At 37.9% G+C, this 11303-nt stretch carries 12 protein-coding genes; 1 reads left to right on the forward strand and 11 read right to left on the reverse strand.

Features of this window, described 5'->3' with window-relative positions; all coding sequences use genetic code 11:
• The 10 genes from WNY98_RS07645 to WNY98_RS07690 all read right to left on the reverse strand — a co-directional run bounded on the left by WNY98_RS07645 (nt 1) and on the right by WNY98_RS07690 (nt 9062).
• Nucleotides 1-816 (reverse strand): type II secretion system F family protein, encoded by an 816-nt coding sequence (locus WNY98_RS07645; RefSeq protein WP_342877542.1) that lies wholly within the window; start codon nt 814-816, stop codon nt 1-3.
• Nucleotides 813-1688, reverse strand: a complete 876-nt coding sequence (locus tag WNY98_RS07650) for a type II secretion system F family protein (RefSeq protein WP_342877543.1) — start codon at nt 1686-1688, stop codon at nt 813-815. The genes WNY98_RS07645 and WNY98_RS07650 overlap by 4 nt, the downstream gene beginning before the upstream one ends.
• Nucleotides 1675-2979 (reverse strand): ATPase, T2SS/T4P/T4SS family, encoded by a 1305-nt coding sequence (locus tag WNY98_RS07655; protein ID WP_342877544.1) that lies wholly within the window; start codon nt 2977-2979, stop codon nt 1675-1677. The genes WNY98_RS07650 and WNY98_RS07655 overlap by 14 nt, the downstream gene beginning before the upstream one ends.
• A gap of 6 nt (nt 2980-2985) precedes the next feature.
• Nucleotides 2986-3753: a hypothetical protein gene (locus tag WNY98_RS07660; protein WP_342877545.1), complete on the reverse strand. Its 768-nt coding sequence runs from the start codon at nt 3751-3753 to the stop codon at nt 2986-2988.
• Nucleotides 3754-3853: 100 nt separating this feature from the next.
• Nucleotides 3854-4243 carry a hypothetical protein gene (locus WNY98_RS07665; RefSeq protein WP_010552792.1) on the reverse strand — a complete coding sequence of 130 codons (390 nt, stop codon included), beginning with the start codon at nt 4241-4243 and terminating at the stop codon, nt 3854-3856.
• A 374-nt stretch (nt 4244-4617) separates the two neighbouring features.
• Nucleotides 4618-5295 carry a hypothetical protein gene (locus WNY98_RS07670; RefSeq protein WP_342877546.1) on the reverse strand — a complete coding sequence of 226 codons (678 nt, stop codon included), beginning with the start codon at nt 5293-5295 and terminating at the stop codon, nt 4618-4620.
• Complete coding sequence (locus WNY98_RS07675) at nt 5292-7211, reverse strand: pilus assembly protein N-terminal domain-containing protein (protein ID WP_342877547.1); 1920 nt, start codon at nt 7209-7211, stop codon at nt 5292-5294. Before WNY98_RS07675 ends, WNY98_RS07670 begins: the two co-directional genes overlap by 4 nt.
• Before the next feature lie 212 nt (nt 7212-7423).
• The gene (locus WNY98_RS07680; protein WP_007586685.1) at nt 7424-7996 is read right to left on the reverse strand and encodes a tRNA-(ms[2]io[6]A)-hydroxylase; all 573 of its coding nucleotides are present in this window, start codon (nt 7994-7996) and stop codon (nt 7424-7426) included.
• A 47-nt stretch (nt 7997-8043) separates the two neighbouring features.
• Nucleotides 8044-8676, reverse strand: coding sequence for a sulfotransferase (locus tag WNY98_RS07685; RefSeq protein WP_342877548.1), 633 nt, complete (start codon nt 8674-8676; stop codon nt 8044-8046).
• A 14-nt stretch (nt 8677-8690) separates the two neighbouring features.
• The gene (locus tag WNY98_RS07690) at nt 8691-9062 is read right to left on the reverse strand and encodes an MAPEG family protein (RefSeq protein ID WP_024604385.1); all 372 of its coding nucleotides are present in this window, start codon (nt 9060-9062) and stop codon (nt 8691-8693) included.
• A 151-nt stretch (nt 9063-9213) separates the two neighbouring features.
• Here WNY98_RS07690 and WNY98_RS07695 point away from each other — a divergent pair, with 151 nt between their 5' ends.
• Complete coding sequence (locus WNY98_RS07695) at nt 9214-10566, forward strand: DUF2254 domain-containing protein (protein ID WP_342877549.1); 1353 nt, start codon at nt 9214-9216, stop codon at nt 10564-10566.
• Nucleotides 10567-10568: 2 nt separating this feature from the next.
• On the opposite strand, the gene WNY98_RS07700 is transcribed toward WNY98_RS07695, so the two are convergent.
• Nucleotides 10569-11294 (reverse strand): SIMPL domain-containing protein, encoded by a 726-nt coding sequence (locus WNY98_RS07700; RefSeq protein ID WP_024598391.1) that lies wholly within the window; start codon nt 11292-11294, stop codon nt 10569-10571.
• Nucleotides 11295-11303: the final 9 nt, after the last annotated feature.

Below are 11303 nucleotides of genomic sequence, written 5' to 3' on the forward strand. Positions count from 1 at the left end.
CTATAAAACTTCTACAAGCATTTTAAGTACATTCATCACTTGCAATGCTGCGGGAAAAAACACTAAAACCAAAAACATCGGAAAACAAATTAATATGATTGGAAAGGTTGTGTGCATGGCTTTTTTATTTACTTTTTTAGCTAATAAAATATTCTTTTTTAACGCTAAACTTTCTAACTGAGCTTCTACAGCTTGAATTAGAGGGGTGCCTAACTTAGATCCAATTAACATTAAGTTAGCTAGTTTTTTTATACCAATTACACCCGTTCTTTCATAAAGAGAAGTAAATGCAAACTCTCGGTCTTTACCTGCACTTAGTTCGAATAAAAATAACTTTAGCTCTTTATATAATGGGTGTTTTTGACTTAGCCCATGATCAACCGCCAGTGCAAATGAACGTTCTAACGAAAACCCAGCACGCATATAAACCAGTAACACGCGTAAAAAAAACTCTAAGCTATTATTTATAATGGTTTTGCGTTGATTTTTGCGTACAAAAAACCAAAGCTCAGGTGCGAAAAAACTAATAAAACAAAGTAATAATGTTAATGTTCGGCTTACGTCATAGCCTGATAACTCTATAACCGTAAATGCACTAAAAGTAGCAGCCACTTTAAAGCAGTACAGGCTTATTAATATTTTATTAATTTGAATCCCTGCTTGTCTTAGTTGACGTTTAGAGATGATAATTAGCGGATACCAGTTAATGTTTTTAGTATCGGGTTTATCTAATTCGACTTTAAGCGATTGCCTATGAATATGGATAAATGAGCCCATACTTACTAAAAGCCCGATAAGTAAAAGTATATCAATCATAATGTTACCCTTAAGCTAAGGCGTAGCCATAAAAAGCCAAATAGCTGACAAAGAAGCGCAACCGTTATAAATGCAATCCCATTAGGATCGTTTAATAATGGTTCAAACCAGGTTGGATCGGTATAGCTAAATAAAGGAATTAGTGCGTAAGGTAAAAAACCACTAAATACAGCAGCGTATTTAGTACCCGAAAGCTTAGCTTTTAACTGTTGGCGGTCGAGAGTTCTTAGCGACATCATGTTACATACGCTTTTTAGCATGTCAGTTAAATCGCACTGGCTTTGTGTATGTGTGATGATGCTATGAGCAAATAACCTTACGGTCTCGCAGTTGTATCTTTCAATTAATGGAGCAAACGATGTTTCTGCATCACTACCCATGCTCATGCGTTGTAATAGCAAAGAGCTTTGTTTTTTTATATATGGGTCTACATGTTCATCAGCAAACTGCATTGATTGTTGTAGCGACAGCCCCGTACTTAAACACGATTGTACGGTTTCAATAAATTCTAAAAAATGATGCTCAAATTTTGCTAATTTATAATGAGCCAAGTCAATCACAGTTATAAAACAGGTTACAAAAACCACGATTGAAATAATAAACGCGCTGGTTGATGCCTCTGGGTAATATAATTTAGCTAAAAACCATGAACTACTAGAGAGCGAGCACGCCATACTTATAAACCAGGCGTTACTAATATTTAAACCAAGCACTCTTAGTGACAGAGTAAGGACATCTTTTTCTTCTAAAATATCTGCTTTTTTAGTGCTTTGGGTGCTTTTATTATTCACATACAAAGAAGCCAATACACTCGCAGCAAGTACAAAAGTTATAACCGTCGCAATAGCTAATAAATAATCAAGTTTGGTCATTGTTAGCCTCCGGGTTATTGTGCAGTAATGCTTTTAATTCTTTTGCATTTGCGCCTTGGCCTTTCATAAACTCAATAACACTTGAGTTATCTATTAAATCACTTTGTACTGGTTCTGCTTCGTTAATACTATAAAGCGGACTAAATTGTGCCCCGCCATTAACACGCTTAATTTCACCAATACTTTTTAGAGTGCGGATGCCATTAGTTGAGCGAGAAACATGAACTATGAGCTGAATACTCGACGCGATTAGCGAACTTGTATGGGTATCGCTCAGTTGTGCATTGTGTAACTGCACCAAGGTAGATAAACGAATAACGGCATCATTTGCACTGTTAGCATGTATGGTAGTCATCGAACCTTGGTGGCCACAGTTCATTGCTTGGAGCATATCAATTACTTCGCCAGAGCGTACCTCACCTACAAGTATTCTATCTGCGCGCATTCTAAGGGCTGCTTTTACTAAATCTCTTAAGCTTACTGCACCTTTACCATCACTGTTTGTGTCATGGGCTTCCAATTGCACAACATGGTTGTGATGCAAATTAAGCTCAGCGCTTTCTTCAATGGTTACAACACGTTCGTTTGGATTAATTGAGTTAGCAAGTACGTTTAATAATGATGTTTTACCTGCACCTGCATTGCCACACACTAAAATATTAACGCCTGTTTTAACTGCGCTTTTTAAAAATGATAAGATGTTTTTATCTAAAAAATGGTTATTAACTAAAAAGTCATCGTTTATTTTTTTATGATTAAACTTACGAATCGATACAATCGCGGCGTTGGTACACGCAGGCGGTACAATAATATGAACTCGGCTACCGTCTTTTAGTTTGCCATCAACAATTGGCATAAGCGCATTTACCTGGCGACCACAGCCATCAAGTAAGCGATCAACAAATCGGCGTAAATGGCGTTCGTTATCAAACTTACTGGCTGTGCAAAGTAGTTTGCCTTGCTTATCAATCCAAATATCTTGCGTGTCGTTTATTAAAATATCACTTACCTGATCGTCCAGCATAAACTGTGCAATAGGACCCAGACCCTGAATTTCATCAAATACAGCCTGAACAACCTGCTCTTTTTGATGCTGATTAAATGAAGATTGATTGAATTGCTGAATTTCACTGCACAGTGCAGAGATTTTTTCGAGAACATTATTTGATAAAAGCGCGGTCGGTTCTTGTTCGTACTCTTCGATAACGGCATCATGCAATAGCTTTTTAAGCTCTTCAAAGGTACTTAAATTGGTTTGAACTTCTTCATGTTTGCTTGATAAATTAAACATAAAAACTCACTTAGCTACATATACAGCTTCATTTTTAACGCCTTTAACCACTTCGATTGTGCGACTGGTTTGTAAGCGTGAAAAGTTTTGCAAACGACCTTGTTCAATGTCATAAGCGCTATGCACAATAATTGAAACTTTGTCGGCGTTATCTATACCTGCCAACGAATAAACATCTTTTGGAAGTACCGCGAGTACTAATGAAACACCGCCCGCAGCAGAATTAGACTCTTTAGCTAAGTTATCCATTACGCCACTTTTAGCGGCTTGCGATTTAGGACCTTTTGAAACACCAATAAGCTGTACATCACGGGCAACGGTTCTTACTAGACGATTAGTTTTAGCGACTATGTCTAAACGGTCCCCTTTGTGAACACGAGATAGCGGAATATCTAAACTGTTTAACTTTAAAGTGTATAAAACGCGACCTGCTGGTATTGCTTCCGATAGATTCTGGCTTTTAGCACGTATAAAATCGGTGTTAAATAATGGTTGTTCAACCATTTTATTCGTTGCTAATTTTTGACCAATTAATGCACGTGGGTTTTGAACGCTCAGTGCAATATTTGAATAGTTACTTGGATCTATACTCTTTTGCTCTACATCGTGAACGGTTACTGTTTGACCAGCCGACATATTTTTGTTTACTACCCAGGCTGTTACGTTATTTTCATCGTTTACCTGTCTAATTCCCAAAGCCGAAGCTAACATGCCAGAGGTGATGAGTAATGTGAGAGCCGCAGTGGTTGCGCCTTTGTTACTTTTACTTTTCATAATATTCCTCCGGAGTAACTTTCACTGCCACACTTTTGTGGCAGTGAGCCTTAAGCTTGGTATTCAAACCTGGTTGTCTTATATTGATTACCTTGTTGCGTTAGTTACCTTGTGAACCGCCTGCTGCTGTACGTGTTGCAGCATCTCCGCTTGGTGTTGCATTAACAAGTGCGGCACTTTCACTAAAGTCTGATGCAACAAACGTGAATGAACTACCATCGCCTGCGTACACGTCAACTGAATCTACAAACCCAGAACCAGACACTTCAGCTGTGCCTTCGGCGTTAATCATTCCGTCAAATACATAGCTTTGGTCAAGTGAGCCAATTGCTTCAGCTACATCTTCAAGTTCGCTAGTTACCGAGTCACGTAATGTAGATAAACCAATTACAAGTGCTGCTACCATTGAAGTAGAAAGAATGATTAGCTCTGACGTTAGTACAAAACCTTTTTGCTTTTTGCTATTTAAGTTATGTTTAATAGTTTTCATAATCGTAGCCTTTAAATTAGAAGAGCTTATGCTCACTTTATATATTGCGAGGACCATGCCAACTAACAAAGCCCTTTTAATACAGATGGTTAATCTATTTTAGTGGTGTGCTCTTGAGCTGTTCTTACTTTTGATTTGCAAAATGCAAATCAATATTAAAAAATAATTTTTAGATACTTAATGCTAAAGATGCTCTGTTAAATTATTAAAACTAATAGGTGCTCAAAAAGGGTTAAATATTAAAAACGGTCTTGTGGGGTTACGTATAAAACTTAGGATCAGCGAAAGGTTTACTCCTATTTTTAATAAATAATAAAGTGGTTTTGGCTCCTAAATAATGCAAAATTGTAGACATAAAAAAAGGCCCGGAGGCCTTAAGAGTAGCAATTACCTAAAACGGAGAGTTTTCCGCGCCTAGCCAGTGCTTTTTGATGTGTGGGTTCTGCACGTAAAACTTGCTCATAGTAGCCACAGGCCAATAAATTATTAGCATTCGCTTCTTCAATTAACCCTTTATGGTAAAAATAGGCGGTGCTATTTAAACCAAACTTAACCGAAAGCTCTAAGTAATTTGAAGCTATAACGTAACTGCCCTGCGCATAATGTAAAGAAGCCATTTGTAGGTATGGTGAAGCATGTGTACCAAAAACATCAACGCCGTATTGAGCAATGCTTTTTGCTTTAGCTAAATTACCTTGCTCTATTGCTAACGTAACCCCTAAAGTTATTGCGTTTAACGGCGGGTTAGCTTTATTAAGCAGAGTATTTATAACTTGTTGAGACTGATTAGCACGGCCACTTTTATAAAGTACATAGGCCGATATCGACAGTATTGCTGTGTTATCAGGGTGTTCAAGCATGAGCTGATTCACCTCATGGACTAAGTTCAAACAGTTACTTGCATTAATACCTTCGCACTTTAATGGTTGGGCATTTAATTGGTATTTTTTTACTATGTCACCCAACGCACTGTAAGGATTTACTGTTGGCTTGTAATCAATATGAGCGCAACCCGATAAAGTAAGCAGTAAAATAATATAAAATATTTTCATAGCCCTTGCTCCTGTATATAGCTAAGTACCTGGGTGTCTATATTTGCCTGTTCCCACGAACGTAATGTGTTAATTGGTTCACGCACCAGGTTTGGAGTTACAACAATTATCAGCTCGCGGTTGTTTTCACTTTTACTGGTTGTTTCGCTTAACTTGCCTAGCATGCTATTGCCGTTGCCATCAGGTACAAAGTCGTGGCTTGCATTGTTATCGGTGCTAATTAAGCCACCAATAATAAGAGGCTGCCCATCTTTTAAACGCGTTGATGTTTGCATGCTGCGTGTATTAAATGCACTACTGTTTAAACTGCTGCCTGTGCTTTGTGCAATTTCGGCGGTTAACGTGGTATCGGGTAGTGAAATTACTGGGTTTAGATCAAGTGTTATTCTGTCTTTGTCGTCAACCATCGCGCGTACATTTAATTCAACTCCGAATGATTTAAATTCCGTACCGCTAAACACCGACCCACTACTACCTTGCTGACCGCTTGTAATGCCAGATGGGCTATAACTTGTAGGTACAGGTACTTCACCACCGACTTTAAACACGGCACTTTCACCGGCTAAAACCGTAATTGTAGGGCGAGAAAGCGTTCGCGATATACCTTCTTGTTCAAGTAATGAAAACAACATATCAATGGCAAACTGTGAGGTAGAAAGCTGTAAGTTATTAGTTAATTGACCACCAATTAATTGCAGCGCATTTTCTATTGTTGCAGAGCCAGATTCGCGATTAGTCATACCGTCACGGCCAAACAAGCCTGCTTCTTTTTCGTATCCATTTGAGAGCACACTGATATCTGGGCGCCATTGCTTTAACCTACGTTGATTTACTTCGTATAACTGTACCGATACACGCACTTGCGGTAAATCTTCAACTTCAATGCTCGATAATACCTTACCGCCAGCCACTGAAAGAAGCGTTGCTCTTGCAATATTAGAACTCACATTACTTAAGTTTAATCCTGATGTAGCATCGTTTATTAACCCGCCCGACTCGTTGGCAAGTACTTCAATACCAGAGCTTTTATCCTGCGTTGCGCCGCCCATTAAATTATTAGGATCAAGAGGAGAACCCTGAGTTTGTAATGCTTGCTCTGGTTCGAATAATTTATTAATTGTATTTAATAAGCGCACTAGCTCAATCTGATTTCTTACAGAGCCCGAGAGTAAAAATACATCGTTGTCGTCATTGGATAGCTCATCAACCGAGATGCGCTTAATAGTTACTTTATCTGCACCCATTGATTTAATTACTTCGTTAATACGCTCTTCTTTTGGCTTGGGCGCTTGAGTTACTTTTATTAAATTAATAATAGCGACTTTACTCGAGTTTTGAGAGCTGCCGCCGTTTGCGTTACCTAAGCCTTGCAAGCGTTGAGCAAGTGAATTAAACATACCTTGGTTAGGATTTGAGGTAATAACGGGTTGTGATGCTTGTGAGCTACTGGCATAAAGGTAGTTTTTTGCAGCTTCATAAGCGGCATGACGATAATTTATAGTCGGTACTTCACCACGTAATACAACAGCATGGCGATCAGGTGCTATGGTTAGCTGTACGTCAGGATGAATATCGTTGAGGGCATTTTCAAGCACGCTGTAATCTTCGGTTACGCCAAGTAAAAATGTTTCAGAGCTTTTATCGTCGTACCACACCATCATAGATGTACGGCCCAACTTTTTAGCTAAAATTAGTAGCTCACGGCCATTAACCACGTTCACATCAAGTGTTGTTTCGTGGCCAAGTGCAATGCGAGAAATATCACGGGTAAACACAAAGCGAGTATGCGTCCATTTAACCAAGTGCGATACTTTTTGTACCCGCTCACCATTTGCATTTTCTATATAATCTAAATGACTTTCGCTGCCCATGGCGGTAAAAGATATTAGTAATAGTATAAAAATAAACTTTAACATAAGCCTTTCCCTCAATTTGCTTATTGAATAGGTAGCAAGTATGAGACCAAGGGTTTTTATTTTTATTATCAGTAGATTGAAGTTTATAAATGTGGTTTTTATTATTTTGATTTGCAAATTGCAAATCAACAATTCATGAAGAGATTAGCAAAGGAATAAGAGCATAGGGGTATGGCGCAAAGCGAGTAAAATAAGCTCTGCGCGAGTTTTAATTAATGCAAAGCGGCTGTAAACGGGATGCTTTCACAGATTTTTGCTTCAGCTATAAGTAACTCTTCTAGGCGAACATCAACTTCTTCTTTTTCAAAGTATTCGTAAGCGAGTTCTACAAATAGGTTTTTATGTTTTTCTTCTGATTTGGCAATAGCAACATAAAAGTCTTTTTCTTTACCCTCAGGAAGTGCTTGTGCAACTAAAGAAAAACGCTCGTGGCCACGTGCTTCAATTACACCACCTACTAGTAATCGGTCCATTAAAAAACCATCACGACCGTGTCTAAATAGTGCACGTATTTGTTTTATGTACGGATCTTTTTTGTCGTCACCTAAGTTTACATCGCGCTCTAAAAGTAACTTAAGCACTTGTTTAAAGTGTATTAATTCTTCTAGTGCTAAATCGGTCATGGCTTTTACTAATTTACGTTTGTCTGGATAATGCGAAAGCATAGACATAGCCATACCCGATGCTTTTTTTTCAGCAGCGGCATGATCTTGTAAAAATGTATTAAAGTCAGCAAGGACAACTTCGGTCCATTCAAATGGGGTGTGGTATTTTAATTCAAACATGTTCTGTACAACTTAAATAATAATGCGGGGATTTTAACGTATTTGATTTAAAAAATCTTGTAAGGCAGTAATTTATCTATGCGCCCTTTAGCCGTAGACTCAACTTTTAACGGGTGTTTAATATCGTTCCATGCGGTGACTTTTCCGCCCATATTCATTTTTTCAAAATCAGTTTTATCACTTTCTAACCCTAAAAAATTACACAACTTTTTGTAACTATCAGGCTTTGCTATATCAATGGATAAAAAATCGTCGTCACGGTTATTAAAGTACGTTTGAGCATCATTAAAATGTGTATCATAACAGTCTGCTAAGTAACTATCGTCGCTAATATTATCAAGCGAAAGCTCACTAAACGCATTTAAATAACAGCGTTTTATATGAATATTAAAGCCCCCGTCTGCACGGGTTAAATTAGTGTGCATACGTGTTAAAAGCTGCTTTATTGAAGGTAGCCATGCACTCAGTTCGCGTTCTAAATAAATAAACTTAGAGTCTGGATAATGAATATCAAGTGCTTTAAAGTCATTAAATATGGGAGTGTCGGCAATCGCGTTAGCATTTTCAAAACAAGCATTAGTATACGCGGTATGCGCCGTTGTAATGCCGAGCTCTAAAAATGCATGGCACACACTCGTTGTGCCGGTACGCGGTAAACCTATTATAAATATTTTGCTCATTAGCTTTTCTTTAATTAGCCACGTGTTACTAGCAATAAAAAGGCGCTAACAATAATCACCAAAAATGTAGCAATAGTACCAATTTGGCGATATTTCAGACTTTTTTCTACTATGCCTAAATTTTGAAATACACGCCCTATTAATAACGCACCACCTAATATATGGCAGTAATGGCTAGCAAGTCCTTGGTACTCTGCCAAAAAGAGTAAAATTAAAGCAATTGGCACGTATTCCATAAAGTTAGCGTGGGCACGTACAGCACGTTGCAGCGTTGCGTTACCGTTATCACCAAGTGATATCTGCTCAGCGCGGCGCACTTTTATTACGTTAAAGCTCAAATAAATGTAAAAGAATGCAAGTAATGCAGCATAAGTTGAAATGATCACGGCGTTTTCCTGTTATTTTTATCGCATAAGCATGCGCTTTATTATTGTGGGCGTGATAATAACATATAAATTTGAGCAGCATTATCAGAAGTTTAATAAATGCCTATGCTAAGCTAGGGTATTAAGTAAGTAGAAATTACATAAGGATTTTATGTTTGTACCTCGCAAAGTAGCCGACAGTTACCGTGAAATGATCAACAGTATTGGCTTTTACCCTTCGATGCTTTCAGTGGGCTTTTTAGCATTTGCCATTATTACTATGTCGGTTGAATATTTAGCGCCTATTGAGCAGCTAAAATCGTTTATATCGGTTGTACTTGTTGATAGCGCTGAAAACGCACGTACTATTTTAAGCACCTTAGCGGGGAGTATTATTTCGCTTACCGTGTTTAGTTTTTCAATGGTAATGGTCGTTTTAAATTCGGCCAGTGCGAGTTTATCGCCCCGCGTAGTACCTGGGCTTATTACGCGTAAATCACATCAAATGGTTTTGGGCTTTTATTTAGGCAGCATAATTTACTCAATTATTATGCTTATAAATATTAATAAACTTGAAGGTGGCAGTACGGCTATTCCTTCAATTGGTGTGTTGTTCGCACTTGTTTTTGGATTGATTTCATTAGGTTTATTTGTATTTTTTATACATTCAATCTCTCGTGCCATTCAGGTTGATAACGTATTAAATGGCTTGTTTAGCCAAACTAAAAACGAAATTAAAACAATAATACAAAGACAACAAGAAAACCCAGTTGAAGACTTTCCAGACTTTAGTAAGTGGCATTCGGTTAGCAGTAAAACAGAGGGATATTACAAAGGCGTGCAAACCGATAAGCTCTGTGCCATTTTGGCAGAGCAAGATATAAAGGTGTATATCTCTGTTAACCAAGGCTATTTTACAGTTAAAGGCTATCCGTTTTTAAAATGTAATAAAGACATATCAAACGATGAAGAGCTGATAAATAAAATTCTCGACTGCTTTATTTTTTATATAGAAGAGTACATTAGCGATCATTACCGTTATGGGTTAACGCAAATATCAGAAATTGCAGTTAAGGCAATGAGCCCGGGCATAAACGATCCAGGTACTGCGGTTAAATCAATTGATATGCTGAGTATTTTACTTATTCAACGGCTGTCAATTAACGATATTAACTACTCGTTTAAGCACAATGATAATACCCCATTGTTGTACCTTCATGAAACAAGCTTTGATGAGTTATTACATGACAATTTTACACCGCTGCGTAATTACGCCAAAGGCGATGCATACGTAATGACAAATGTGCTTGAGGCATTTAAAAATATTTTGTTTATTGCCCATAAAGATACCGATGCACGAAACAGTTTATTTAATTACTTAAATGCGATTGTTGATGACATAAATGAACATGTAACTAATGAATACGACAGACGCGAAGTGACTAATATGCTCAACTCAATAGCGCGCATTAGCCAAGAGCAAGGTGAGAAGTTGGTGGCACGTTTTGAGCACCACCAAAAATAAATTTAATCTATGTAGTACACGGCATAGCTTGAAGCTGTTACTTTAATCTCTCCAGCATGGTAGGCATCAGGTACATAGTTACTTGGTGCGCTATCAGCCATCATTACTTTTTCTGCGCGCATATAAGGCTGCGACTGCACATTGAGTGGACTCAGTGATGCGCTGTACAATCCTTTTAAATCAACGCCATAATCTTCACTAAACTCTTTTGCTGCATCCCGTGCGTCTTTAATTGCTAACTTTTGCGCTTTTTTGTGCAGCTCGTTGTAGTTACTTGCTAAAAATTGCGTTTGATTAATTTCGTTAATACCGTTGTTAACTAAGCTTTGTAGTAATTCAGGGTATTTATTTATATCGCTAAGTTTTACAGTTAATGTACGAGAAACCTTAAAGCCTTTAAATTCTTGATTACCGGTAGTGCGGTTATATTGGCTATCACGGTTTATTGAAATTTGTCCGGCGTTTATATCTCCCTCTTTAACACCAATTTCTTTTACGAGCTTAATTGCTTTAGCGATGGTTAGGTCGGTTTTATTTTTAGCAGCAATTAAGTCTTTATCAACTTCGGTAATACCTACACTAAGCTGTACGTAATCTGGCATTGTGGTAAGAGTTGCTTCGCCTTTAACATAAATATGAGGAGCATCGGGGGTCGCTGCCGCAAGTGCATCAAAACTAAGTACGTTAAAAGCCAGTGCACTACCTAAAACAAGAGTCAGTGTTTTCATTAAGTCGAT

It is taken from the genome of Pseudoalteromonas sp. AS71 (genome assembly GCF_038900275.1).
In the GTDB taxonomy this organism is placed as follows: Bacteria; Pseudomonadota; Gammaproteobacteria; order Enterobacterales; family Alteromonadaceae; genus Pseudoalteromonas.